Genomic DNA, 26,283 nt, shown 5'->3' with positions numbered 1-26,283 from the left:
CTTTGCCTATAGTTGGCGCGCATGAAACCAAGCACCCCCGCCATCCTGTTCGTGTGCACAGGGAACATCTGCCGCTCGCCGACTGCGCACGCATTGCTGCTTCACAAGGCGCAGCGCGCGGGCTTCGCGGTGGAGGTCGACAGCGCCGCCATCTCCGACGAGGAGCGCGGCAATCCGCCCGATCCGCGCTCGGTGGCCGAGGCGCTGCGGCGCGGCATCGCGATGCCCGCGCACCGCGCACGCCAGGTGCATGCGGCCGACTTCGAGCGCTTCGATTGGCTCGTCGGCATGACGCAGCAGCACTGCGCCGCGCTGCGCCGGCGTGCGCCCGCGGAGGCGGCGCGCAAGGTGCGCCTGCTCTCGGAGTTCGCCGATGCCATCGGCGGTGAGGTGCCCGACCCGTGGTACGGCGGCCACCAGGCCTTCATCGAGGCCTTCGACCTGATCGACCTCGGCGTGGAAGGCCTGCTCGCGCAGCTGCGTCGCGAGGCGGCCTGAGCCTGCAGGCGGTGTAGCTCAGCCCGTGCAGAGCGCGCGGATCGTCGGCGGAATCGGTACCGCGCGGATGCCGCCGCCTTCGCGCTTCGCGGCAAAGATCCGCACCTCTTCGCATTCGAGGATCAGGTCGTCGCCACGCGTCACGCGGTAGGTCTGCACGAAGCTCTTGTCGCGCCATTCGGTGATACGCACCGCGATCTGCAGCGTGTCGCCGTAGCTGGCCGCCTTGACGAAGCGCGTGTGCGTGTCGACCAGTGGCGTGCCGATCACGCCGAGGGTGCGGGCGGTGTCTTCCCAGCGCGGCACGCCGCACTCGGCGAAGAAGTGGCGCGAGGCCGCGTCGATCCAGCGGAAGAAGTTGGGAAACCAGACGATGCCGGCCGGGTCGCAGTCGCCGAACTCGACGCGTGCGGTGTAGACGACTTCCTTGCCGGAAGCGTCGGTGGGAGAGGGAGTGCTGCTCATCCGTCGATTGTCCCGGCTGCTCAGTCCGCCTTGATGCCGCGCTCGCGGATCAGCGCGCCGAAGCGTTGCGAATCGGCCGCCGCGCGGCGCTGGAAGTCGGCCGGCGTGCCCGGTGCCGGCTCGCCGCCGATGGCCGCGATGCGCTCCTTCACCGCCGGCAGCGCGAGCGCGCGGTTGATCTGCGTGTTGAGCTGCGCCACCACCTCGGGCGGCGTGCCGGCCGGTGCGTAGAAGCCGAAGACGGTGTCGGCGTCGAAGCCGCGCAGGCCGGCCTCGTCGAGCGTGGGCACGTCGGGGAACTGCGACGAGCGGTGCGGGCTGCCCACGGCCAGCAGCTTGAGCTTGCCGGCGCGCACCTGGTTCAGGGCAATGCCGGGGTCGAAGGCGTAGTCGATCTGGCCGGCCAGCAGGTCCTGCAAGGCGGGCGCCGCGCCGCGGTACGGCACGTGCAGCGCGAACAGGCCGGCCTGGCTCTTGAACATCTCGCCCGCCAGGTGCGGCGAGCTGCCGTTGCCCGGCGAACCGTACGACAGCTTGCCGGGGTTGGCCTTGAGGTAGGCCATGAACGACTTCACGTCGGTGGGCGGCAGGGAAGGGCGCGTGACCAGGAACACCAGCACGCGCGCGGCGGCGGCCACGGGCACCAGGTCCTTGGCGGGGTCGAAGCTCATGCGCGCATACAGGTGCGGGTTCACCGACACCATGCCGCCCGAGCTCATGAGCAGCGTGTAGCCGTCAGCCGCCGCGCGCGCCACGGCCTCGCCGCCGACGTTGCCGTTGGCACCGCCGCGGTTCTCGATCACCACGGGCTGCTTCAGCGCTTCCTGCAGCGGCTGCGAGACGGCGCGCGCGAGCTGGTCGGCCGCGCCGCCGGCCGGGAAGTTGACGATCACCTTGATGGGCTTGGAGGGCCAGGTGTCGGCGTGCACGGTGGGCGCGCACAAGGCGGTGCTGGCCAACGCGAGCGCCAGCAGCAGGCGGCGCGATGAAACGGGGGCGGAACGTGGGGTCATGGTTCTTTGTCTCCTCAGATCGTGGTCGTTGTCTTGGGCCGCTTCATCCAGCGGATGGGTTGCGCCTGCACCGGGCGCGGCGCGGCGCCGTGGCGCGTGAGCGCGGCATCGAGCGCCTTGCCGCCTTCGTCCGCGAGTGCGGCCTCGCGGGCCGCGGCGATCGCCTCGGCGCGCGCGGCGGGCTGCAGCGTGGCGCGGCCCGCGAGCTCGTCGATCACGTGCAGCAGGTTGTGCTTGCCGCGCTCGTTGGTGCTGCCGTAGCCCTTGATGAGCCGGCCGCACAGCGCCAGTTCGCGGCCCAGCGCCCAGTGCGCGCGCGTGCCGGTCTCGACGGCGGCGAGCCAGCGCTCGATCAGCGCCTGCTCTTCGGCAAAGCGGCTGCCGCGTCGGCGCAGCCAGGTGAGCGAGGCCAGCAGCCGCAGCGAGGCCATGCCCAGCACCGAATGGCTGCCCACCTGCAGCGGCAAGGCCCACGGCGCAAGTCCGCGCGACTGGCGGGCGCGGTCCCAGGCGGTCACGCGGCGCGCGAGCGACGGCGGCAGCAGCGCCGCGAACTCGGGCGCGCCGGGCTTGAAGTGGTCGTAGACCTTCACGAGGTCGTCGTCGCCGGCGCGCACTTCCTGGCGCACGCGCTGCGCACGGCTGGCGCGGCCCTTCAGCGCGGCCACGCGCACGATGTCGTCGAAGGCCATCCACAGCGCCAGCCAGCGCGCCATTTCGCGCGTGACCGCGAAGCCCTGCGCGCCCGACGGATCGGCGGCGCGCTCGGCCTCGAGCACCCGCGCGAGGCGATCGGCGTACAGCGCGGCGTAGGCGCCGTCCTGGTAGTCGCGCACCCGTGCATGGCCCAGCGTGAGCATGTCGTGCACGGCCGGCGGAAAGCGGCGCGCCACCTCGTCGGGCAGGGCCTGCGGCGGCGGGGGCGCGTCGCGCGTGTCGTCGCCGGCCAGCACGCCCTGCACGAAGGCGGCCTGGGCGCGCGGCGCGCGCACGGCCTCGAAGGCGGCGGCAAAGCCGCGCAGGCTGGCGGCGGCCATCTTGCCGAGCTTGTCGGGCGCGGCCGCGTCGCCGCCGCGCACCGCGCGTTCGTAGGCCTCGCGCGGGAACGGGAACAGGCCGCTGCCCGCGATCGCGCCCAGCATCACGGCGCTGACCACCGTGCCGGCCTCGCGTGCCATTGCGCCCATGTCGAGCACGTGGTGCTCGCGGCTGAAGGCCTTGACCACGTCCAGCAGGCGCTGCGCGTCGGCGCGGCCGTCGCCGGGCACCATGCGCTCGGCCGTGGTGAGCACGCGCGCCGACGAGCTGATGACCAGCGTGCGCAGCGGCGCGCTCATGCCGTTGCCGATCTGGCGCGTGGTCTCCAGCAGCTCCGACGAGACGATCGCGTCGAGCGCGCCCGGCACCGGGCCCAGGCTGAACACCGGGCGCCGGCCGCCCAGCTGTGCCATCGGCACCGGGAACACTTCGAGGTAGTAGGTGGTGGCGCCGGTGCGCTGCGCCACGCCGGGGATCGACGTGCTCTGCGCCGCGTAGCCCGCATGTCGCGCGGCGTCGACCAGCCATTCGGTGAGCACGCCGCCGCCTTCGCCGCCGAGGGCGCAGACGAGGAGGGTGGTGGGACGGTTCTGTTCCATGTCTCGGTTCTCTTTCATGCCGGCCGCAGGGCGCCGACGATCGCGCTGCGCAGGCCGTGCAGCAGGCGTTCGTGCCACTTCGGGTTCTGCACCACCTCGGCGCGGTAGAAGCTCGGGCACAGCGTGGCCGCGTGCGCGTTGGCGCCGCACAGGCCGCAGCCCACGCAGCCGTCGATGACCACGGCCACCGGGTCGACCTTCAGCGGATCGGGGTTGTCCTTGAGCGTGAGCGTGGGGCAGCCCGACAGGCGGATGCAGGCGTGGTCGCCGTTGCACACGTCCTCGTCGACGCCGTACTTCACGCGCACCACGCGCTTGCCTTTTTTCAGCAGGCCGGCGATCCACGGCTTGATGCGGCGTTGGCGCTCCAGCTGGCACTCGCCCTCGGCGATCACCACCTTCAGGCCGTTGAAGTCGCTCGTGAGCGCCTCGGTGAGCGTCTTGCGCATGCGCTCCACGTCGTAGGTGGTGACGGTGCGCATCCACTGTACGCCCAGGCCCTTCAGCGTGGCCTCGATGGTCTGGTTCTTGTCGACCAGGCTCTGCTGCTTGTCGACGGCGCGCTCCTTGATCTCGTCGTCGGGCGTGGAGATGATGTCCTGCGTGCCGGTGGCCGAGGTGTAGCCGTTCTTGAAGATCAGCAGCACCGCGTCGTCGTCGTTGAACAGCGCGCTCTGCACGCCCGTGAGCAGGCCGTTGTGCCAGAAACCGCCGTCGCCCATGATCGACAGCGTGCGCCGGTTCATCATCGGCGCCACGCCCGCGCGGCTGGCCAGGCTCATGCCGTAGCCGAGGATCGAGTGGCCCATCGAGAAGGGCTCGAAGGTGCCGAAGGCATGGCAGCCGATGTCGGCCGCGATGTGCACCGGCCCCGTCTCCTGCTGCGCGAGCTTGAGGGCAGAGAACACCGGCCGCTCGGGGCAGCCCACGCAGAAGCTCGGCGGGCGGTTGGGCAGCGGCGCATCGAGCCGGCGCGCCACCGCCTCGCGGCGTTCGCGGTTGCCGGCCAGCCAGGCCTGCGCCGACGTGGCGGCTTCGCTCGCGCCGAGGTAGCGTTCGGCAAAGGCCGCGAGGCCGCCCGACAGCACCTCCACGCCGTACTCGCCGGCCTGCGGCAGCAGGTCCTTGCCGTGCAGCGGCGTCTGGATGTCGCGCCGGCGCAGCAGCGTGGCGATGTCCTGCTCGATGTACTCGGGCTGGCCTTCTTCCACCACCAGCACCGCGCGCTTGCCCACGCAGAAGTCGGCCACCTGCTCGGGCACCAGCGGGTAGGTCACGTTGAGCACCAGGATCGGGATGTCGGTGTCGCCGAAGGCATCGGCCAGGCCCTGCTGCTGCAGGCTGCGGATCAGTGCGTTGTACAGCCCGCCCTGCACCACGATGCCCAGGTCGGGGTGGCGCTGGCCGGGCATCAGCTCGTTGAGGCCGTTCGCCACGATGTGGCGGCGCGCGGCCGGCATGCGCTCGTCGCCCTTGAGCTTCTCGTGGCGGAAGGTGACGGGCGGGTGCGCCAGGCGCATGTAGTCGAAGCCCGCGGGCTCGTCCATCAGCGCGCGCGTGGACACGGCGGGCGCGATGTTGTCCTTGCAGTCGAAGCTGCCGCGCACGTGGCAGGTGCGGATGCGCAGCTCCATCAGGCAGGGCATGTTCGAGGCCTCCGACAGCTGGAAGCCCTGCTCGACCATGCGCACCATCACGCCCAGGTCGGGCCGCGGATCGAGCAGGCACATGCTCGACTTGAGCGCGTAGGCGTGCGTGCGCTCCTGGATCACGCTGGCGCCTTCGCCGTAGTCCTCGCCCACCACGATCAGCACGCCGCCGGTCACGCCGGGCGACGACAGGTTGGACAGCGCATCGGCCGCCACGTTGGTGCCGACGATCGACTTCCAGGTCACGGCGCCGCGCAGCGGGTAGTGGATGGAGGCGCCGAGCATCGCCGCCGCCGAGGCCTCGTTGGAGCAGGCCTCGACGTGCACGCCCAGCTCGTCCATGTAGGCCTTGCCCTGCACCATGACGTCCAGCAGGTGCGACACCGGCGCGCCCTGGTAGCCGCCGACATAGGCCACGCCCGACTGCAGCAGGCCCTTGGTGATCGCGAGGATGCCCTCGCCGTGGAAGGTGTCGCCCGCGCCCAGGCGCAGCATTTCCACTTCCTTGCTGAATGAAACTTCCATCGTGTCTCGTGCTTCTTGTCGTGGGGAGAACGCGGGAGTGTGGGCGGACCTGCGTCATACTTCAATCCAATGAGCCAGCTATCGAATATGAATGGAGTGCATATTGATTCGGTCGACCTCAACCTGCTGCGGTTGTTCGACGCCGTCTACCGCACCCGCAACGTGAGCCGCGCCGCCGAGGCCCTGGGCCTCACGCAGCCGGCGGCCAGCCACGGCCTCACGCGGCTGCGTCTGCTGCTGGGCGACGCGCTGTTCACGCGCAGCCTCGGCGGCGTGGCGCCCACGCCGCGCGCCGAGCGGCTGGCGGTGCCCGTGCAGTCGGCGCTGGCGATGCTGCAGCAGGCGCTGGCCGAGCCCGAGCGCTTCGACCCGGCGGCCTCGCGCAAGCTCTTTCGCATCCACATGAGCGACATCGGCGAGGGCCGCTTTTTGCCCGCGTTGATGGCGCGGCTGCGCGAGCTGGCGCCGGGCGTGCGCGTGGAGACCATGCCGCTCGCGCCGGGCGAGATCGCCACCGCGCTGGACAGCGGCAGGGTCGACTTCGCCTTCGGCTTTCTGCCGCACGTGGAGGACACCCAGCGCACCCAGCTGCTGAAAGACCGCTACATCGTGCTGCTGCGCCAGGGCCACCCCTTCGTGAAGCGCCGGCGCAGCGGCCAGGCGCTGCTGGCCGCGCTGCACGAACTCGACTACGTGGCCGTGCGCACCCACGCCGACACGCTGCGCATCCTGCAGCTGCTGAACCTCGAAGACCGCCTGCGCCTGACGACCGAGCACTTCATGGTGCTGCCGGCCATCGTGCGCGCCACCGACCTGGCGGTGGTGATGCCGCGCAACATCGCGCGCGGCTTCGCGGCCGAGGGCGGCTACGCCATCGTCGAGCCGCCGTTTCCGCTGCGCGACTTCACCGTGTCGCTGCACTGGAGCAAGCGATTCGAGGCCGACCCGGGCAACCGGTGGTTGCGGCAGGTGATCGTGGCCCTGTTCTCGGAGCGCGGCTGACCGCGACCGCCGACAGCGTGCCCCGTGACCAGGGCACTGGGTGCTTCCCGCAGCGAAATCAAGGAGGAGGGCGAAGCCCGGGGGACATTCGCGGAGGGAAGTACCCGGTGGCCTGGGCACGCGCCCCGGACACACGCGTTATTCTCAAACGTTCCCGCCTCGCGCCTAAGTCCCCCGATCCCCGTCCGCATGTCCGTCCCGCATCCCCTGTCCCCCGCCTTCCTTCAACGTCCTGCCAGCCTCGGCGCGCGCTGACAGCCTCCCGGTGCAAGCGATTCTTTCCGGGGCCGTCCCGGTCCTGATCTTCATGGCCTGCGTGGGCCTGGCCACCTACGCGCAGAACCTCACGGGCTTTGCGTTCAGCCTCATCCTGCTGGGCCTCGTGTCGGTGTTCGACATCGCCAGCGTGAACGACGCGGCCAATGCCGCGACCGTGCTGAGCCTCATCAACGCCTGGGCCTACTTTCGCGCGCGCCCCGGCCCCGTGCCCTGGCAGCTGATGAAGCCCGCGCTCAACGGCAGCACCGTCGGCGTCATCGTCGGGCTCATGCTGCTCGTGTGGCTCAGCGGCAGCGCCGTGTCGTGGCTGCGGGGCCTGCTGGGCGTGTCGATCCTGGTCTGTGCCGTGCTGCTGTTGCTGCAGGGCAAGCCGCTGCCGGCCGTGTCGGGCCGCACCAGCTTCGCCCTCATCGGCGGGCTCTCGGGCGTGCTGGGCGGGCTGTTTTCCGCCTCCGGCCCGCCCATCGTCTTCCACATGTACCGCCAGCCGCTGGACCGCGAACTCGTGCGCCGCGCGCTGCTGCTGATGTTCGCCTTCAACTCGCTCGTGCGGCTCGTCATCGTGGTGCCCACGGGCCACTTCTCGTGGCATTCGGCGCTGCTGGCCGGCTGCGCCATGCCCGTGGTCTACGCCGCGACGCGGCTGCACCATCGCCTGCCCAACAAGCTGCAGCCGCGCACCTTGCAATGGCTGGTCGCCGGCCTGCTTTTTGCGGCCGGCGTGACGCTGCTCGCCACCGCCTGGAGCGCGATCGCGCACGGCTGAGAAAACAGCCGGAAACCCTCGGTTTCCGGCGTGGCCCGGGAATTGCAACGTCAATCCAAGGGTTTCCCCGGACGTGGCATACCGACCCTCACATACGCGTTATGGGCGTGCCCGTATGCAAGACCCCACGCAAGCCGCTAACGTCCATGACTGGCCCACGACGGGCCGCCCACGAGCCTGAAAAAGCATGAGCACCGAGAGCAGCAGCAATCCGATTCAACCGATCCGCTTCTTCCATCGCGAAAAGATCGTCGACGTCAGCGGGGTCCATCCGACCCGCTCGGTGCTCGACTGGCTGCGCGAAGACGCGCGCTGCACCGGCACCAAGGAAGGCTGCAACGAAGGCGACTGCGGTGCCTGCACCGTCGTCATCGGCGAGCTGGCCACCGACGCCCACGCGCCAGGCGCGGTCGACGGCCTGCAGCTGCAGACCGTCAACGCCTGCATCCAGTTCCTGCCCACGCTGCACGGCAAGGCGCTGTTCACGGTCGAAGACCTCAAGGGACAGTGCGCGTCGCAGTGCAAGCCCAAGGCCGAAGCCCCCGCCAAGCACGCCGTTCACCCGCTGCACCCCGTGCAGCAGGCCATGGTCGACTGCCACGGCTCGCAGTGCGGTTTCTGCACGCCGGGCTTCGTGATGTCGCTGTGGGCCACCTACGAACACCACCAGGCCGAGGGCACGCAGCCCACGCGCCAGCAGCTGGCCGACGACCTGTCGGGCAACCTGTGCCGCTGCACCGGCTACCGCCCCATCCTCGACGCCGGCCAGCGCATGTTCGACCTGCCGGCCGTGCGCCTGGACACCGCGCCCGTGGTGGCCGCGCTCACCGCGCTGAAGAACGACGGCCTGGACTACGCCGCCCCGCTGGGCGCCCGCATCGACCACTTCCACGCCCCCAAGACCATCGCTCAACTCGCCGCGCTGCGCGTGCAGAAGCCGCGCGCCCAGCTGCTGGCCGGCTCGACCGACGTCGGCCTGTGGGTCAACAAGCAGTTCCGCGACCTCGGCGACATCATCTATGTCGGCGACGTGGCCGAGATGAAGACCGTGGAAGAGCGCGCCGACGAGCTGTACATCGGCGCCGGCGCCTCGCTCGAAGCCGCCTTCGGCGCGCTGGTGGCCCGCGTGCCCAGCCTGGCCGACGTGTGGCTGCGCTTTGCCTCGCCACCGATCCGTCACGCCGGCACCATGGGCGGCAACGTCGCCAACGGCTCGCCCATCGGCGACTCGCCGCCGGTGCTGATGTCGCTGGACGCCGAGATCGAGCTGCGCCGCGGCGACGTCGTGCGCCGCATGCCGCTGCCCGCGTTCTATCTCGATTACATGAAGAACGAGCTGCAGCCCGGCGAGTTCGTGCAGGGCCTGGCCGTGCCGCTGGCCGCCATGCGCCGCCAGGTGCGCGCCTACAAGATCAGCAAGCGCTTCGACTGCGACATCTCTGCGCTGTGCGCGGGCTTCGCCATCGAGCTGGAAGCCGGCAGCGACACGGTGAAGGCCGTGCGCCTGGCCTTCGGCGGCATGGCCGCCACCGTCAAACGCGCCGCCAACGCCGAAGCCGCGCTCGTGGGCAAGCCCTGGACGCAGGCCAGCGTGGCCACCGCCAAGCTGGCGCTGGCGCAAGACTTCAAGCCGCTCTCCGACATGCGGGCCTCGGCCGACTACCGCCTGCAGGTGGCGCAGAACCTGATCCAGCGCCTGTGGCTCGAAACCCGCACGCAGGACGCGCTGTCCCTCGAAGAAACCAGCGTCTGGAGCGTGATGCCCCATGTCGTTGCCAAGGTGGCGGCGGAAGGACTCTGACCATGAACAAACCCATCGACGCCCGCCTGCTGCAGCCCGCCGAGGCCTTTGCCGACTACCTGAAGAACACCGCCGCCCGCATCGACGTGGGCGCCGAAGCGCTGGCCCACGGCCGCGGCATGCGCGTGGGCATCAGCCGCCCGCACGAGTCGGCGCACCTGCACGTGGCCGGGGAGGCCACCTACATCGACGACATTCCCGAGCTCGCCGGCACGCTGCATTGCGCGCTGGGCCTGTCGCCGGCCGCCAACGGCCGCGTGACGGCGCTGTCGCTCGACGCCATCCGCGCCATGCCCGGCGTGGTCGCAGTGCTCACCGCCGACGACATCCCCGGCACCAACGACTGCGGCTCGATCATTCACGACGACCCGATCCTGCTGCCCGTGAACGACGGCGGCGAGATCCGCTACCTCGGCCAGCCCGTGTTCGCCGTGATCGCCGAAACGCGCGATGCCGCGCGCCGCGCCGCCGCCAAGGCCAAGGACGCGCTGACCATCGAGGCGCAGCCGCCCGTGCTCACGCCGCAGGACGCGCATGCGCGCGGCCAGTACGTGGTGCCGCCGATGCACATCGTGCGCAGCGGCGGGGCCGCCAACGAAGGCGACGAGGCCGCCGTGCGCGCCGCCATCGCGAAGGCACCGCACCGCCACACCGCCACGCTCGACGTCGGCGGGCAGGAGCAGTTCTACCTCGAAGGCCAGATCAGCTACGCCATCCCGAAAGAGGGCGGCACGCTGCACATCCACTGCTCGACGCAGCACCCGAGCGAGATGCAGCACCTGGTGGCGCACGCGCTGCACCTGTCCTCGAACGAAGTGCATGTGGAATGCCGACGCATGGGCGGCGGCTTCGGTGGCAAGGAATCGCAGTCGGCGCTGTTCGCCTGCGTGGCGGCCATTGCGGCGCGCCAGCTGCAGCGCCCCGTGAAGCTGCGGCTGGACCGCGACGACGACTTCATGGTCACCGGCCGTCGCCACTGCTTCTGGTACGAGTACGAGGTGGGCTACGACGACGAGGGCCGCATCCTCGGCGCCGAGATCACGATGGTGTCGCGCGCCGGCCATTCGGCCGACCTGTCGGGCCCGGTGATGACGCGCGCGCTGTGCCACTTCGATAACGCCTACTGGCTGCCCAACGTGAGCATGCACGGCTTCTCGGGCAAGACCAACACGCAGAGCAACACCGCGTTCCGCGGCTTCGGCGGCCCGCAGGGCGCCATCGCCATCGAGAACATCATGGACTCGGTGGCGCGCGAGCTGAAGCGCGACCCGCTCGACGTGCGGCGCGTCAACTTCTACGGCAAGGGCGAGAACAACGTCACGCCGTACCGCCAGACTGTGACCGACAACATCGTCCACGAACTCGTGGCCGAGCTGGAAGAAACCAGCGACTACCGCCTGCGCCGTGAAGAGATCGCCGCCTTCAACGCGAAGAGCCCGGTGCTCAAGCGCGGCCTGGCGCTGGCGCCGCTGAAGTTCGGCATCTCGTTCAACGTGAAGCACTTCAACCAGGCCGGCGCGCTGGTGCACGTGTACACCGACGGCTCGATCCTCGTGAACCACGGCGGCACCGAGATGGGCCAGGGCCTGAACACCAAGGTGGCGCAGGTGGTGGCGCACGAACTGGGCGTGAGCTTCGAGCGCGTGCGCGTCACCGCGACCGACACGACCAAGGTGGCCAACACTTCGGCCACGGCCGCCTCGACCGGCGCCGACCTGAACGGCAAGGCCGCGCAGGACGCCGCCCGCCAGATCCGCGAACGCCTGGCCGCCTGCGCTGCCGAGCGCCATGGCGGCAACGCCGCCGACGTGCGCTTTGCCAACGACCAGGTCGAAGTGAACGGCCGCACGCTGGCCTTCAGCACCGTGGTGGGCGAGGCCTACCTCGACCGCAAGCAGCTGTGGTCCGACGGCTTCTACGCCACGCCCGGCCTGAGCTGGGACAAGGACAAGATGCAGGGCCGCCCGTTCTACTACTACGCCTACGGCGCGGCGGTGAGCGAGGTGGTGGTCGACACCCTCACCGGCGAATGGAAGCTCTTGCGCGCCGACATCCTGCACGACGCGGGCAAGTCGCTGAACCCGGCCGTGGACATCGGCCAGGTCGAGGGCGCCTTCATCCAGGGCATGGGCTGGCTCACGACCGAAGAACTGGTGTGGCACCCGGCGAGCGGCAAGCTCACCACGCACGCGCCGAGCACCTACAAGATCCCGACGGCCAACGACTGCCCGCCGGTGTTCAACGTGCGCCTGTTCGAGGGCCAGAACTTCGAAGACTCCATTCACCGCAGCAAGGCCGTCGGTGAACCGCCGCTGTTGCTGCCGTTCTCGGTGTTCTTCGCCATCCGCGATGCCGTGTCGGCCGCGGGCGGGCACCGGGTCGATCCGCCGCTGAAGGCGCCGGCCACGAGCGAATCCATCCTCCGCGCCCTGACCGCGGTGCAGGCAGCCTCTGGCGAATGAGCACCGGCCGTGCTCGCACGGTCCGAGCGTCCTTCCGTTCTCCAAATGTTGCGCTGTATAACTGTTCGCACAGACAAGAAAGGTGTGAACAGCCATGAGAGACCAGGCGCTTTTCGACAAGATCGACCTTCATCTGATTCGGGTGCTTCATACCGTGCTGACCGACCGCAGCGTCTCGCGCGCCGCCATCCGCCTGGGCATGTACCAGCCGGCCGTCTCGGCCGCGCTGAAGCGCCTGCGCGAGCTGTCGGGCGATCCGCTGCTGGTGCGCTCGGGTTCGGGCATGGTGCCCACCGACGCGGGGCTGCGCATGATCGAGCCCGCGGCCAGCATCCTGCGGGCGGCCGAGATGCTGTTCTCGGATGCACGCGGCTTCGAGCCGCAGTCGGCGGCCACCACGTTTCGCATCGCGGCCAGCGACTACATGGACCCGCTGTTCCTGCCGATGCTGGTGGCGCAGGTCAAGCGCGAGGCGCCGCTGTGCCAGATCGAGATCCATGCGCTCTCGCCCGATTCGGACTACCACGGGCACCTCGCGCTCGGGCAGGTCGACCTGGTGATCGGCAACTGGCTCAAGCCGCCGGAAGACCTGCACATGGCGCGCCTCTTCGGCGACGAGGTGGTGTCGCTGGTCAACCAGGACCATCCGGCCGTGCGGCGCGGGTGGGACCTGGAGACCTGGCTGGCGGCCGAGCACATCGCGCCCACGCCCATGCACCCGGGCGGGCGCGGCATCATCGACCAGATGCTCGACGAGCTGGGGCGGCAGCGCAACATCACGGCGCGCTGCGCGCACTTCAGCCTCATTCCGGACATGGTGGCCTCGAGCCTTTTGGTGCTCACCACCGGGCGCCAGTACTGCGAGCGCTTTGCCACGCGGCTGCCCGTGAAGATCCTCGAGTGCCCGGCTGCCTTGCCGCGCCTCATGTACTACCAGCTCTGGCACGAACGCACGCATTCGTCGAGCTCCGCGCGCTGGCTGCGCGAATGCATCAAGGGCGTGGCGGCGTCGCTGCGGCCCGGCTTCGATGCCGCGCCGGCTGCCACCGCCCGAACCCTGCCGGCTGAGCCGCTTTCCGATCCTCCCTGAGCCCTCCGTCGCGCCGGCGTCGCGACCGAGGCAACGATGAACGAACCGCCACATACAACAGCTGGAGACAAGCGAAATGAACAGGTATGAAGAGGTGCCCAAGGCCACCACTCCCCGGGCCGCCGGGGCCACCGAGGCGGCGCCGTTGCGTGCGGCCACCGCACCGGCCAACGCCGGTCTGCTGGAACGCTTTTTCAAGCTGACCGAGCACAACACCACCGTGCGCACCGAAGTCATCGCAGGGCTGACCACCTTCCTGACGATGGCCTACATCATCTTCGTGAACCCCTCGATCCTCGGGGACGCGGGCATGCCCAAGGGCGCGGTCTTCGTCGCCACCTGCCTGATCGCGGCCATCGGCACGCTGATCATGGGCCTGTACGCCAACTACCCGATCGCCATGGCGCCGGGCATGGGCCTGAACGCCTACTTCGCCTACGTGGTCGTGCTCGGCATGGGCTACACGTGGCAGACCGCGCTGGGCGCGGTGTTCATCTCGGGTTGCCTGTTCCTGATCGTGACGGTCACCGGGTTGCGGGAGCTGTTCATCGCGGGCATACCGCAGTCCTTGCGAACGGCGATCACCGTGGGCATCGGCATGTTCCTGGCGCTCATCGCGCTCAAGAGCGCGGGCGTGGTCGCGGCTTCGCCGGCCACCTTCGTCACGCTGGGCGACCTGCACTCGGCTCCCGTGATCCTGGCGACCATCGGCTTCCTCATGATCGTGGCGCTCGACCGGCTCAAGGTGCGCGGCGCCATCCTGATCGGCATCCTCACGGTGACGGTGCTGTCGTTCTTCTTCGGCGGCAACAAGTTCCACGGCGTGTTCGACGCACCGCCGTCCATCGCGCCCACCTTCATGCAGCTGGACATCCTGAGCGCGCTCAAGGGCGGCATCCTGAACGTGGTGCTGGTGTTCTTCCTGGTCGAGATGTTCGACGCCACCGGCACGCTGATGGGCGTGGCCAAGCGCGCGGGCCTGCTGGTGCCGGGCAAGATGGAGCGCATGAACAAGGCGCTGCTGGCCGACAGCGGCGCGATCTTCGCGGGCTCGCTGCTGGGCACCTCGAGCACCACGGCCTACGTGGAAAGCGCGGCCGGCGTGCAAGCCGGTGGCCGCACCGGTCTCACGGCCGTGGTGGTGGCGGTGCTGTTCCTGGCCTGCCTGATGATCTCGCCGCTGGCGGGCTCGGTGCCGGCCTACGCCACCGCACCGGCGCTGCTGTTCGTGGGCTGCCTGATGCTGCGCGACCTGGTCGAACTCGACTGGGAAGACACCACCGAGGTGATCCCGGCCGCCGTCACGGCGCTGGCCATGCCCTTCACCTACTCGATCGCCAACGGCCTGGCCTTCGGCTTCATCACCTACGCCGTGCTCAAGCTGTGCACCGGCCGGGCACGGGAAGTGCATGCGATGGTGTGGGTGATCGCGGCGATCTTCCTGTTCAAGTTCGCCTACATCGGCGGACACTGAGAGGCTGAGTAGAGCGCCGTCGGGCGCCGATGGTCGCGGGGACGCCCGGGCCTGTAAACACTGTGTTTTGGTGCCGCGTTGGCCGGCAAAGGGGCTGGATGCAAGGCGCCCGCGCGCAGCAAGGCTTCTGCCTTGCAAGCGCGGGCAACGCCGCAGGCAGCCCCTTTGCCGGCCAACCCGGAGGGAAGGCCTGCCAGGGCGGGCCACTCGGCGTTGCGCTCCTTGCGTGTGCGCATGCACACGCGGCGTCACGCGCCTTGATTGGCCCGCCCTGGCAGGCCTTCGCGGCACCAAAACACAGTGTTTACAGGCCCTAAACTTATAGCTGTCCCCGCTTGTTGATGTTGAACGAGACAAACCCACGAAACCCGGCATGACAACCCCCAGACTCCAGCTGGCGCACATCACCAAGCGGTACCCCGCGGTGGTGGCCAACAGCGACATCTCCCTGGCCGTGCAGCCCGGCGAAATCCATGCCGTGCTCGGAGAGAACGGCGCGGGCAAATCGACCCTGATGAAGATCATCTACGGCTCGGTCAAGCCCGACGAAGGCACCGTCACCTTCGACGGCCAGGCGGTGAACCTGCGCAACCCGCAGCAGGCGCGCGCGCTGGGCATCAGCATGGTGTTCCAGCACTTCAGCCTGTTCGACACGCTCACCGTGGCCGAGAACGTCTGGCTGGGCCTGGACAAGTCGCTCGCGCTGGCCGAGGTGGCCCGCAGCATCACGGCCAAGGCCAGCGAGTACGGCCTGGACATCGACCCCTCGCGCCCCGTGCACACGCTGTCGGTGGGCGAGATGCAGCGGGTGGAGATCATCCGCGCGCTGCTCACCAACCCCAAGCTGCTGATCTTGGACGAGCCGACCTCGGTGCTCACGCCGCAGGCCGTGATCCGCCTGTTCGGCGTGCTGAACAAGCTGGCCTCGGAAGGCTGCAGCATCCTGTACATCAGCCACAAGCTGCACGAGATCCAGGAGCTGTGCACCGCCTGCACCGTGCTGCGCGGCGGCAAGGTCACGGGCGTGTGCAACCCGCGCAACGAGAGCACCGAATCGCTCTCGCGCCTGATGATCGGCAGCGAGCCGCCGCCGCTGCAGCACCGCCCGCTGCATGCCGGCGCGGTGGCGCTGCGCGTGCAGGGCCTGAAGCTGGCGCGCGAAGACCAGTTCGGCGTCGACCTGGACGACATCTCGTTCGACGTGCGCGCGGGCGAGGTCGTCGGCATCGCCGGCGTCTCGGGCAACGGCCAGAAGGAACTGCTGTACACGCTCTCGGGCGAGGACGTGCGCGCCGAGCCCGCCATGGTGCGCGTGTTCGACCAGCCGGCCGGCCGGCTGCGCCCGCGTGCGCGGCGTGCGCTGGGCCTGCATTTCGTGCCCGAGGAACGGCTGGGGCGCGGTGCCGTGCCCACGCTGGGCCTGGCGCACAACCTGCTGCTCACGCGCAGCAACGCGGTGGGCAAGGGCGGCTGGATCCGCACCGCCGAGCTCGACAAGCAGGCGCGTTCCATCATCGATCGCTTCAAGGTGAAGGCCGGCGGCCCGGGCGCGGCGGCGCGCTCGCTGTCGGGCGGCAACCTGCAGAAATTCATCGTCGGCCGCGAGATCGACGCCAACCCGAAGCTCTTCATCGTCTCGCAACCCACCTGGGGCGTGGACGTGGGCGCGGCCGCGCTCATCCACGCCGAGATCCTGGCGCTGCGCGATGCGGGCTGCGCCGTGCTCGTGATCAGCGAGGAGCTGGACGAGCTGTTCAACATCTGCGACCGGCTGCACGTGATCGCCAAGGGGCGGCTGTCGCCCTCGATCGACCGCGCGGCGGCTACGCTGCCGCAGATCGGCGAGTGGATGAGCGGCCTGTGGCCGCAGGCGCAGCCCCACCAGAACAACAAGAAGGAGGGCGCGCATGCTCAAGCTTGAACCCCGCCCGGAGCTGTCGCGCTTCTGGAGCTATGGCTCGCCGATCCTGGCGCTCTTGATCACCGTGCTCATCGGCGTGGCGCTGTTCGCCGCGCTCGGCAAGGACCCGGTCAAGGGCCTGCAGGTGTTCTTCTACGAACCGATCAAGAGCGGCTATGCCATCGGCGAGCTGATGGTGAAGGCCACGCCGCTGCTCATCATTGCGCTCGGCCTGGCTGTGTGCTTTCGCTCCAACGTCTGGAACATCGGCGCCGAAGGGCAGTTCGTCTGCGGCGCCATCGCGGCGGGCGGCGTGGCGCTCTTGGCCGACAAGAGCACCGGCAGCTGGATCGTCGTGGCCATTCTGCTGGCGGGCATCCTGGGGGGCATGGTGTGGGCGGGCATCGTCGCGTTCCTGCGCGACAAGTTCAACGCCAACGAAATCCTCGTGAGCCTGATGCTGGTCTACGTGGCCACGCTGATGCTGAGCTACCTGGTCTTCGGCCCCTGGAAAGATCCGCAGGGCTACAACTTCCCGCAGACCAAGACCTTCGAGGCGGTGACGCAGATCCCGCGGCTCATGAAGGGCTCGCGCGTGTCGATCGGGCTGATCATCGCGCTCGTCGGCGCGGGCGCGCTGTGGGTGTTTTTGTTCCGCACACGCGCGGGCTTTGCGCAGCAGGTCGGCGGTCTGGCGCCCGCGGCGGCGCGCTATGCGGGCTTCTCGGCACGCCGCGCGGTGTGGATCGCGCTGCTCACCTCGGGCGGCGCGGCCGGCCTGGCCGGCGCGCTCGAAGTGGCGGGCCCCATCGGCCAGCTCACGCCGTACGTGCCCGCAGGCTACGGCTTCGCGGCCATCATCGTGGCCTTCGTCGGGCGGCTGCATCCGGTGGGCATGATCTTCTCGGCCATCCTGATGAGCATGTTCTACATCGGCGGCGAACTCGCGCAGTCGCGCCTGGGCCTGCCCAAGTCGCTCACCGGCGTGTTCCAGGGCCTGCTGCTGTTCACGCTCCTGGCCTGCGACACGCTCATCGCCTACCGCATCCGCCGCAAGGCCGGCGCCAAGGCCGCGACGCTGACCACGAGCTCGCTGCAGGTCAGCACGCCGATCACCGCGCCGACCGCGCCCGTTGCGCCGACCGCGCGCGCCACCGAAGGGGGTCTCTGAACCATGGAAAGCTACGCACTTCTGCTGGGCTCGACCCTGAGCGCGGGCACCGTGCTCGCCATCGCGGCGCTGGGCCTGTTGATCAACGAGAAGGCCGGCGTCGTCAACCTCGGTGCCGAGGGCATGATGCTGTGCGCCGCCATCGCGGGCTTTGCGACGGTGGTCATCACGCACAACCCGTGGCTGGGCTTTCTGGCCGGCATGGCGGCCGGCGCGCTGCTCGCGGCCTTCTTCGGCGTGCTGGTGATCTGGCTCAACACCAACCAGTACGCGACGGGGCTCGCGCTGAGCCTGTTCGGCGTCGGCTTCTCGGCCTTCGCGGGCATCAGCTTCGTGCAGGCCAAGCTGCCCGAGAGCACGCCCTTCGCCATTCCCGTGCTGGCCGACATTCCGCTGGCCGGCCCGGCGCTGTTCCGGCACCACCCGATGGTGTACGTGGCCGTGCTGCTGACCATCGGGCTCATCTGGTTCCTGTACCGCACCCGCGCCGGCCTCGTGCTGCGCTCGGTGGGCGAGTCGCCCGAGTCGGCGCATGCACTGGGCTACCCGGTGCGGCGCATCCGCTTCCTGGCGGTGATCGCGGGCGGCGCGCTGTGCGGCCTGGCGGGTGCGTACCTGTCGACCGTGTACACGCCGCTGTGGGTCGAGGGCATGGTCGCCGGCCGCGGCTGGATCGCGCTGGCGCTGACCACCTTCGCCACCTGGCGCCCGATCCGCGTGCTGCTCGGCGCCTACCTGTTCGGCGGCGTCTCGATGCTGGGTTTCCACCTGCAAAGCAGCGGCGTCGACGTGCCCTCGCAGTTCCTCAGCATGGCCCAGTACATCGCGCCGATCGTGGTGCTGGCGCTGATCTCGCGCAACCCCGCCTTCATCCGCATCAACATGCCGGCATCGATGGGGAAACCGTTCTACCCCGGCTCATAATCGCGTTCTCGTTTTTTTGCCAACCCGTCCTTTTCTTCCGAGGATTTCGACAATGAATGATCTGAACAAGCGTTCCCTTCTCAAGCTCGCCGCCCTCACCGCGGTGGCTTCGGCGGCCCTCATCGGCTGCGGCAAGAAGGAAGAGGCGGCCGCCCCCGCAGCATCGCCGGCGCCGGCCCCCGCGGCCGCCCCGGCCCCCGCACCGGCGGCCCCGCTGAACATCGCATTCGCCTATGTCGGTCCCGTGGGCGACGGCGGCTGGTCCTTCGCGCACGACAACGCCCGCAAGGCGCTCGAGAAGGAATTCGGCGACAAGATCAAGACCACCTTTGTCGAAAGCGTGCCCGAGTCGGCCGACGCCGAACGCGTGTTCCGCGACTTCGTGGGCCAGGGCAACAAGCTGATCTTCGGCACCACCTTCGGCTACATGGAGCCCATGCTCAAGGTCGCCAACGACAGCAAGGACGTGAAGTTCGAGCATGCCACCGGCTACAAGACCGCCGAGAACATGCGCACCTACGACAGCCGCACCTACGAAGGCGCGTACATGGCCGGCGTGATCGCCGGTTCGATGACCAAGAGCAACACGCTGGGCGTGGTCGGCTCGGTGCCGATCCCTGAAGTGTTGCGCAACATCAACAGCTTCACGCTGGGCGCGCAGTCGGTCAACCCGAAGATCACGACCAAGGTCGTGTGGGTGAACGAGTGGTTCAGCCCGCCCAAGGAAACCGAAGCCGCCACCGCCCTCATCAACGGCGGCGCCGACGTGCTGTTCCAGAACACCGACTCGCCGGCCGTGCTCAAGACCGCCCAAGAGAAGGGCAAGCGCGCCTTCGGCTGGGACTCCGACATGACCGCCTACGGCCCGAAGGCCCACCTGGGCTCGGCCATCATCAACTGGGCGCCGTACTACATCAAGACCACGCAGGACGCGCTGGACGGCAAGTGGGCCACCGGCCAGACCTGGTGGGGCGTGAAGGAAGGCGCGATCGACATCGTCTCGATCGCCGAAGACGTGCCCGCCGAAGCCAAGGCCAAGGTCGAGGAAATCAAGAAGGGCCTGAAGGACGGCAGCTTCTCGATCTGGAAGGGCCCGATCGTCGGCCAGGACGGCAAGGAGCTGATCGCCAAGGACGCGGTCGCCGACGACAAGTTCCTGTCGGGCGTGAACTTCTACGTCAAGGGCGTGGAAGGCAAGGTGCCGGGCGGCGACAAGAAGTAATCATTGGTCGATCGCTTCGGCGATTGCCACGAGAAGGGTCGTCTGCGGACGGCCCTTTTTCATTCAGGAAAAGGATTCACACCATGAAGCTGCAGAGGGTCATGGCGGCAGGCGCGGCACTGCTGGCCGTGTCGATGTCGTTCGCCGCACCGCCGACGTTCTCGAAGGAAGAGCAGCGCCTGCGCAAGGCCGTGGACGACGCGGAAATGTGCTTTCACTTCGCCGGCGAATTCAACGGCGACGGTTCGGCGCACGACAAGGAAGTGGCGCGCCAGCAGCGCCAGCACTGCGGCAAGGAAGGCCAGCAGCTGGTGCTGCGCGCCTACCGCAAGAACCCGCAGGACACGCGCCTCTACCCGGCGGTGCTGCGACTGGACGGGCTGATGCCGGGGCTCACGTTGCCCGCGGCCGAGAAGGCACGACTGTGTGCCGTGGCGAAGACGGAACTGGCCTGCCCCTGAGCGCGCTTATTGCTGCGCCGCCGCCTGCAGCTGCGCCGCCATCTTCTGGTGGATCAGGTTCACCGCCTTCAATGGCCGCAGCATCACCTTGAACTCGGTGATCTTGCCTTCGGCGTTCCACTTCATCATGTCCACGCCGTTGATGGCGATGCCGTCCAGTTCGAGTTCGAACTCGAGCACGGCGTCGTTCGGGCCCTGGAGTTCGCGCACGTAGCGGAAGCTCTCGTTGAAGAAGACCTGGAAGGCCGCGGCGAGGTACTGCTTGGTGATGGCCTTGCCGACCTGCGGCCGGTGCACCACGGGTGACAGGAAGACGGCGTCGTCGGCCAGCAGGGCGTCGAGGCCCGCCACGTCGCGTGTCTTGACGAGCCGGTGCCAGGTGGAAAGGGTGTCGATCGCCATGGGTCTCCTCGCGCGGTGGATGGATGGAAGAACGGAAAACCCAGTCTAGCGAAGCGCCTGCGGGCCCGTCGTCGCGGGCGCGACGGGGCCGGCAGGTGGCCGGGCTACGCGCCCTGCCAGCGCTTGAGCACCAGCGTGGCGTTGGTGCCGCCGAAGCCGAAGCTGTTGCTCATCACGGTGTCGACGGTGGCGTTTTCGCGCGTCGCGGTGAGGATGGGCATGTCGGCCACGTCGGGGTCGAGCGCCTCGATGTTGGCCGAGCCGGCCATGAAGTGGCCTTCCATCATCAGCAGGCAGTAGATCGCCTCGTGCACGCCGGCGGCGCCCAGCGAGTGGCCCGACAGGCTCTTGGTGGAGCTGATGGCCGGCGCCTTGTCGCCGAAGACTTCGCGCACGCCCTTCATTTCCATGACGTCACCGACGGGCGTCGAGGTGCCGTGGGTGTTCAGGTAGTCGATGGGCGTGTCGACGGTGGACATGGCCATCTGCATGCAGCGCACGGCGCCTTCGCCGCTGGGCGCGACCATGTCGTAGCCGTCGGAGGTGGCGCCGTAGCCGACGATCTCGGCGTAGATCTTGGCGCCGCGTGCCAGCGCGTGGTCGAGCGACTCGACCACGACCATGCCGCCGCCGCCGGCGATGACGAAGCCGTCGCGCTCGGCGTCATAGGCACGCGAGGCCTTCTCGGGCGTGTCGTTGTACTTGGTGGACAGCGCGCCCATGGCGTCGAACAGGAACGACTGGGTCCAGTGCTCTTCCTCGCCGCCGCCGGCAAACACGATGTCCTGCTTGCCCATCTGGATCTGCTCCATGGCATTGCCGATGCAGTGCGCGCTGGTGGCGCAGGCCGAGGCGATGGAGTAGTTCAGGCCCTTGATCTTGAAGGGCGTGGCCAGGCAGGCCGACACGGTGCTGCTCATGGTCCGCGTCACGCGGTAGGGGCCCACGCGCTTGACGCCCTTTTCGCGCAGCAGGTCGAGCGCTTCCATCTGGTTCAGCGTGGAGGCGCCGCCCGAGCCGGCGATGAGGCCGGTGCGCGGGTTCGACACCTGCTCCTCGGTCAGGCCGGCATCGGCGATGGCGTCCTTCATGGCCAGGTAGGCGTAGGCCGCCGCGTGGCCGACGAAGCGATAGAGCTTGCGGTCGATGAGGTCTTCGAGGGGAAGGTCGATGGAGCCGGCCACCTGGCTGCGCAGGCCCATTTCGGCGTAGGCCGGCTGGAACCGGATGCCGGGGCGGCTGGCGCGCAGGTTGGCGGAGACGGTCTCCTTGTCGTTGCCCAGGCACGAAACGATGCCCAGACCGGTGATGACGACGCGTCGCATGGCGAAACCCTCAGAAGTTGTCGGTGGAAGTGAACACGCCGACCCGCAGGCCCTCGGCGGTGTAGATCTGGCGGCCGTCGACGCTCACCGAGCCGTCGGCGATGGCCAGGTTCAGCTTGCCCTTGAGCACGCGCTTGATCTGGATGCTGTAGGTGACGAGCTTGGCGGTCGGCAGGACCTGGCCCGTGAACTTCACTTCGCCCGAGCCCAGGGCCCGGCCGCGGCCCGGCAAGCCTTGCCAGCCGAGGAAGAAGCCCACCAGCTGCCACATGGCGTCCAGGCCCAGGCAGCCCGGCATGACCGGGTCGCCTTCGAAGTGGCAGGCGAAAAACCACAGGTCGGGCGTGATGTCGAGTTCGGCCGTGAGTTCGCCCTTGCCGTAGGTACCGCCCTCGGCGCTGATGTGGGTGATGCGGTCCACCATCAGCATGTTCGGGGCGGGCAGCTGGGCGTTGCCGGGGCCGAACAGTTCGCCGCGGCTGCAGCGCAGCAGGTCTTCGCGGGTGAAGGCGTTTTGTAGGGTCATGCGAGTCGATCAAGGACGGCGCCAGGGGCACGAATGCACGCTGCGCGCGGATTGGAGGGAACACGCCCGATGCCGGGCCTGCCGGGGTCCAAGCCTAGCGCATCCGCCATGGCCCGATTTGACCCAGATCAGTTTGGGGGAAATGGGGCTGGCAGCGTATACGTTTTCGGGGATGCCGCGCAGGGTGTCTGCCCTTATGCTGTGCGCGATCACAACGTCGATTTCCCACGCCCCATGACCGATTCCAGCCGCCCCCTCTTCGACCCCAGCTTCGCGCAGCGCATCCCCGCCGAACGCCTGCCCGAGCTGCTGCGCGCCATGCCCAAGGCCGAACTGCACATGCACATCGAAGGCTCGCTCGAGCCCGAGCTGATCTTCGCGCTCGCGCAGCGAAACGGTGTCTCGATCCCGTATGCCAGCGTGGAAGACCTGCGCAAGGCCTACGCCTTCACCAACCTGCAGACCTTTCTCGACATCTACTACGCCGGCGCCAGCGTGCTGCTGAAAGAGCAGGACTTCTACGACATGGCCTGGGCCTACCTGGAGCGCGCCGCGGCCGACCACGTGGTGCACACCGAGATGTTCTTCGACCCGCAGACGCACACGGCGCGCGGCGTGGCCATGGAAACGGTGGTCAACGGCCTGCACCGCGCCTGCGTCGATGCGCTGCCGAAGCTGGGCGTGAGCGCCTCGCTCATCCTGTGCTTCCTGCGCCACCTGAGCGAGGAAGAGGCCTTCGAGACGCTGGAGCAGGCGCTGCCGTACCGCGACAAGTTCATCGGCGTGGGGCTCGATTCGAGCGAGGTCGGCCACCCACCCGAGAAGTTCGCGCGCGTGTTCGCGCGCTGCCGCGAACTGGGCTTCCATCTCGTCGCGCACGCGGGCGAAGAGGGCCCGCCGGCCTACGTGTGGAGCGCGCTCGACGTGCTGAAGGTCGAGCGCGTCGACCACGGCGTGCAAAGCGCCAAGGACCCGGCACTGATGAAGCGGCTGGCGCAGGACCGCATTCCGCTCACCGTGTGCCCGCTGTCGAACCTCAAGCTGTGCGTGTTCCCCGACCTGTCGCAGCACAACCTGGGTGCGCTGCTCGACGCGGGGCTGGTCGCCACCGTCAACTCGGACGACCCGGCCTACTTCGGCGGCTACATGAACCAGAACTTCACGCAGACCTTCGCCGCCACCGGCCTGGGCGTGCAGCAGGCCTGGCAGCTCGCGGCCAACAGCTTCGAGGGCAGCTTCATCGACGCGGCCGCCAAGCGCGCCTACGTCGACCGGCTCAACGCCGTCTTCGCGACCTTCTGAGCCAGCTCTGCCGTGCAGGCGCCGGGACCGGCATTGCGGCGCGGCACGAGCAGCGGCATGGCCACCAGCGCACACGCACTGGCCGCCAGCCACACGACCGGCCAGCCCTGCAGCGCCAGCAGGTGCGGAATCGAGAAGGGCGTGACGAAGCACACGAGGAACACGCTGGTGTTCGCCATGCCCAGCGCGGTGCCGGCGCGCGCCGCGCCGGCCAGCGTGGCCAGCTCGGTGTACGCCACGCCGTGCCAGGCCGACACGCACACGCCACTCACGGCCAGCAGCGCGATCAGCGCCAGCCGCAGCGGCGCGGACGGCGGCTCGGTGCCCGCTGCCATCACCAGCGCGGCCAGGCCCGCGAACAGCAGCACGCTGAGCGCGCTGCAGGCGCGCAGGTAGGCCGGGCGGTTGCGGCGGCGGTCGGTCCAGCGGCCGCTCCACACGCGCATCGCCATCGCGCCGACCTGCACGAAGACCATGGCCGCGGTGATCGTGCCCAGGCCCACGTGGCCGAAGTCGTGCAGGAACACCGTGCCGAAGGACAGCACCGCGAACTGCGGCGCGCACAGGATGCCGATGCCGGCCACGATGCGCCACACGCGCACGTCGCGCAGCGGGCCGGTCTTCGGCGCCGGCGCTTCCACGTTCGCGTGCCGAGGCGCCACGGGCGGCTCGTGCACCCAGGCCCAGCTCATCGCCGCGCTCAGCGCGCACAGCAGCGCCAGCAGGCCGTACAGCGCGGCAAAGCCGAAGTGCAGCGCCACGAAGGGCAGCACCAGCGCGCCGATGCCGCCGCCCATCGGCACGGCGGTCTGGCGGATGCTCATGGCCAGGCCGCGCTCGCCGGCGTCGAACCACGTCATCACCGCGCGCCCGCTGGCACCGTTCACGCTGCCGCCGAGCAGGCCCACCAGCAGCAGCCCCGCGCCGAGCACGCCCAGGCCCGGCACATGGCCGGCGCCCGGCGCGGCCCACAGCGCCATCGCGACCAGCGCGATCGCCGTGCTGCCCAGGCCGGCCAGCAGCACGGGGCGGTCGCCCCAGCGGTCGGTCAGCAGGCCCCAGGGCAGCTCGCTCACGGCAATGCCCAGGCCCATGAGGCCGAGCACCAGGCCGAGCGCGGCGTTGTCGAGCTGGTAGCCGGTGCGCATGAGCACGGCGGTCATGGGAATGCCGCTGAAGGCGACCGAGAAGGCCGCGTTGGCGGCCACGCCGGCGGCGAGCACCTTCCAGCGGTGGCGGGGCGACAGCGGGGGGGAGGAGGGCGATTGGGTCATGTTGCAGCGCAGTGTCCGCCGCTGCAAAGGTTTTGAAAATCAGAAAATAATGAGCGGATCGTCCTGAAATTCAGGATGATCGAAAAGCCTCATGCAAGGACCCGCGATGACCCAGGTGATGTTCGATCTCGACGTGCTGCGCACCTTCTCCACCGGCATGGCCCTCGGCAGCTACGCGCGCGCGGCCGACAAGCTGGGCCGCTCGACCTCGGCCGTGAGCGCGCAGCTCAAGAAGCTGGAGTCGCAGGCCGGCACCGTGCTGTTCCGCAAGGAGGGCCGCGGCCTGGCGCTCACCGATGCGGGCGAGACGCTGCTGGCCTACGCGCACCGCATGCTCGAGCTCAACGACGAGGCCAGCGCCGCCCTGCGCGGCGCCGACCTGCAGGGCTGGGTGCGGCTGGGCCTGCAGGAAGACTTCGGCGAGACGTTGCTGCCGGCCGTGCTCGGCCGCTTCGCGCGCGCCCACCCCAAGGTGCGCATCGAGGCTTGCGTGGCGCGCAGCGGCGAGCTGCGCGAGCGGCTCGAGCTGGGCCAGCTCGACCTGGCGCTGGCCTGGGACGCGGGCGACCAGCCGCTGTCGCCGCATGCCGAGCGCGTGGCGCGGATGCCGCTGCTGTGGATCGGCCCCACGGCGCCCGAACGCGTCGATGCGCCCTGGTGGACCGAGCGCGAGCACCGCGCGGGCGTTCGCACCGTGAAGAGCAAGGAGCCGCTGCCGCTCATCATGCTGGACGCCCCGTGCCCGCTGCGCGAGATCGTCATCACCGCGCTCGACCGCGCCGGCCTGCCGTGGCGCCGCGCCTTTGGCAGCGCCAGCCTGGCGGCGCTGTGGGCCGCGACCTCGGCCGGCCTGGGCCTGACCGTGCGCACGCCGTTCGGCTTGCCTGCGCATGTGCGCGCGCTCGACCGCGCGGTGCTCTCGCTGCCGGCGCTGCCGCAGATCTCGCTCGTGCTGTACCGTGCGCAGGCCCGCGCCGAAGCGCCGGCGAGCCGGCTGGCCACGCTGCTGCTGGAGGCCGTGCGCCAGCATCTGCAGCTCGAGACCGTGCAACCCCGCTGAGCGCAGGCCCTTGCGCGGGCCGCCGCCGCGATGCGTGAGAATCCGCCGCTGGAGA

Annotated in this window: 22 protein-coding genes; 14 read left to right on the top strand and 8 right to left on the bottom strand. The window is 69.4% G+C overall.

Features of this window, described 5'->3' with window-relative positions; genetic code table 11:
* The first annotated feature begins 21 nt into the window (after positions 1–21).
* Positions 22–498, top strand: a complete 477-nt coding sequence (locus FFI97_RS14530) for a low molecular weight protein-tyrosine-phosphatase (protein ID WP_139702702.1) — start codon at positions 22–24, stop codon at positions 496–498.
* Between the two features lie 18 nt (positions 499–516).
* Here the strand turns inward: FFI97_RS14530 and FFI97_RS14525 are convergent, their stop codons facing one another.
* From FFI97_RS14525 to FFI97_RS14510, 4 genes are read right to left on the bottom strand one after another with little or no spacing between them, the layout of a single operon-like run.
* Positions 517–963: an acyl-CoA thioesterase gene (locus FFI97_RS14525; protein ID WP_139702701.1), complete on the bottom strand. Its 447-nt coding sequence runs from the start codon at positions 961–963 to the stop codon at positions 517–519.
* Between the two features lie 20 nt (positions 964–983).
* The gene (locus FFI97_RS14520; protein WP_139702700.1) at positions 984–1,976 is read right to left on the bottom strand and encodes a Bug family tripartite tricarboxylate transporter substrate binding protein; all 993 of its coding nucleotides are present in this window, start codon (positions 1,974–1,976) and stop codon (positions 984–986) included.
* A gap of 14 nt (positions 1,977–1,990) precedes the next feature.
* Positions 1,991–3,613: an indolepyruvate oxidoreductase subunit beta family protein gene (locus FFI97_RS14515; protein WP_139702699.1), complete on the bottom strand. Its 1,623-nt coding sequence runs from the start codon at positions 3,611–3,613 to the stop codon at positions 1,991–1,993.
* Positions 3,614–3,627: 14 nt separating this feature from the next.
* A complete protein-coding gene (locus tag FFI97_RS14510) occupies positions 3,628–5,787 on the bottom strand; it encodes an indolepyruvate ferredoxin oxidoreductase subunit alpha (RefSeq protein ID WP_139702698.1) in 2,160 nt (719 codons plus the stop codon).
* An 87-nt stretch (positions 5,788–5,874) separates the two neighbouring features.
* Here FFI97_RS14510 and FFI97_RS14505 point away from each other — a divergent pair, with 87 nt between their 5' ends.
* From FFI97_RS14505 to FFI97_RS14455, 11 genes are all read left to right on the top strand, one after another.
* Positions 5,875–6,789, top strand: a complete 915-nt coding sequence (locus FFI97_RS14505; protein ID WP_139702697.1) for a LysR family transcriptional regulator — start codon at positions 5,875–5,877, stop codon at positions 6,787–6,789.
* A gap of 265 nt (positions 6,790–7,054) precedes the next feature.
* Positions 7,055–7,834, top strand: coding sequence for a sulfite exporter TauE/SafE family protein (locus FFI97_RS14500; RefSeq protein WP_139706920.1), 780 nt, complete (start codon positions 7,055–7,057; stop codon positions 7,832–7,834).
* A 187-nt stretch (positions 7,835–8,021) separates the two neighbouring features.
* Positions 8,022–9,635, top strand: coding sequence for a xanthine dehydrogenase small subunit (xdhA, locus tag FFI97_RS14495; protein WP_139706917.1), 1,614 nt, complete (start codon positions 8,022–8,024; stop codon positions 9,633–9,635).
* Positions 9,636–9,637: 2 nt separating this feature from the next.
* Positions 9,638–12,097, top strand: coding sequence for a xanthine dehydrogenase molybdopterin binding subunit (gene xdhB / locus FFI97_RS14490; protein WP_139706913.1), 2,460 nt, complete (start codon positions 9,638–9,640; stop codon positions 12,095–12,097).
* Between the two features lie 94 nt (positions 12,098–12,191).
* Positions 12,192–13,187 (top strand): LysR family transcriptional regulator, encoded by a 996-nt coding sequence (locus FFI97_RS14485; RefSeq protein ID WP_139706911.1) that lies wholly within the window; start codon positions 12,192–12,194, stop codon positions 13,185–13,187.
* A gap of 76 nt (positions 13,188–13,263) precedes the next feature.
* Positions 13,264–14,661 (top strand): NCS2 family permease, encoded by a 1,398-nt coding sequence (locus FFI97_RS14480; protein ID WP_062477503.1) that lies wholly within the window; start codon positions 13,264–13,266, stop codon positions 14,659–14,661.
* 373 nt (positions 14,662–15,034) lie between these two features.
* Positions 15,035–16,582 carry an ABC transporter ATP-binding protein gene (locus tag FFI97_RS14475; protein WP_139701972.1) on the top strand — a complete coding sequence of 516 codons (1,548 nt, stop codon included), beginning with the start codon at positions 15,035–15,037 and terminating at the stop codon, positions 16,580–16,582.
* Positions 16,569–17,732, top strand: coding sequence for an ABC transporter permease (locus tag FFI97_RS14470; protein ID WP_062477508.1), 1,164 nt, complete (start codon positions 16,569–16,571; stop codon positions 17,730–17,732). Before FFI97_RS14475 ends, FFI97_RS14470 begins: the two co-directional genes overlap by 14 nt.
* Before the next feature lie 3 nt (positions 17,733–17,735).
* Entirely contained in the window at positions 17,736–18,656 is a 921-nt protein-coding gene (locus FFI97_RS14465) for an ABC transporter permease (protein WP_070061710.1), read from the top strand.
* A gap of 52 nt (positions 18,657–18,708) precedes the next feature.
* A complete protein-coding gene (locus FFI97_RS14460) occupies positions 18,709–19,878 on the top strand; it encodes a BMP family ABC transporter substrate-binding protein (protein ID WP_062477516.1) in 1,170 nt (389 codons plus the stop codon).
* An 83-nt stretch (positions 19,879–19,961) separates the two neighbouring features.
* Positions 19,962–20,339: a hypothetical protein gene (locus tag FFI97_RS14455; protein WP_099795720.1), complete on the top strand. Its 378-nt coding sequence runs from the start codon at positions 19,962–19,964 to the stop codon at positions 20,337–20,339.
* A 6-nt stretch (positions 20,340–20,345) separates the two neighbouring features.
* On the opposite strand, the gene FFI97_RS14450 is transcribed toward FFI97_RS14455, so the two are convergent.
* From FFI97_RS14450 to fabA, 3 genes are all read right to left on the bottom strand, one after another.
* A complete protein-coding gene (locus FFI97_RS14450; protein WP_139701971.1) occupies positions 20,346–20,741 on the bottom strand; it encodes a nuclear transport factor 2 family protein in 396 nt (131 codons plus the stop codon).
* 104 nt (positions 20,742–20,845) lie between these two features.
* Positions 20,846–22,066, bottom strand: a complete 1,221-nt coding sequence (fabB, locus tag FFI97_RS14445) for a beta-ketoacyl-ACP synthase I (protein ID WP_139701970.1) — start codon at positions 22,064–22,066, stop codon at positions 20,846–20,848.
* A gap of 10 nt (positions 22,067–22,076) precedes the next feature.
* Complete coding sequence (gene fabA / locus FFI97_RS14440) at positions 22,077–22,592, bottom strand: 3-hydroxyacyl-[acyl-carrier-protein] dehydratase FabA (RefSeq protein WP_056574156.1); 516 nt, start codon at positions 22,590–22,592, stop codon at positions 22,077–22,079.
* 234 nt (positions 22,593–22,826) lie between these two features.
* On the opposite strand from fabA, the gene FFI97_RS14435 reads away from it, so the two are divergent.
* Positions 22,827–23,894, top strand: a complete 1,068-nt coding sequence (locus tag FFI97_RS14435) for an adenosine deaminase (RefSeq protein WP_139701969.1) — start codon at positions 22,827–22,829, stop codon at positions 23,892–23,894.
* Here the strand turns inward: FFI97_RS14435 and FFI97_RS14430 are convergent.
* Entirely contained in the window at positions 23,855–25,168 is a 1,314-nt protein-coding gene (locus FFI97_RS14430; RefSeq protein WP_139701968.1) for an MFS transporter, read from the bottom strand. The two genes, FFI97_RS14435 and FFI97_RS14430, sit on opposite strands and share 40 nt — an antisense overlap.
* A 106-nt stretch (positions 25,169–25,274) precedes the next feature.
* Between FFI97_RS14430 and FFI97_RS14425 the strand changes: the two genes are divergently transcribed.
* A complete protein-coding gene (locus FFI97_RS14425) occupies positions 25,275–26,228 on the top strand; it encodes a LysR substrate-binding domain-containing protein (RefSeq protein WP_139701967.1) in 954 nt (317 codons plus the stop codon).
* Positions 26,229–26,283 lie beyond the last annotated feature (55 nt).

It is taken from the genome of Variovorax sp. KBS0712 (assembly GCF_006323185.2).
GTDB lineage: Bacteria > Pseudomonadota > Gammaproteobacteria > Burkholderiales > Burkholderiaceae_C > Variovorax > Variovorax boronicumulans.
The sequence above is the reverse complement of the archived record's forward strand: the minus strand, read 5'-3'. Positions and strand labels throughout refer to the sequence as shown.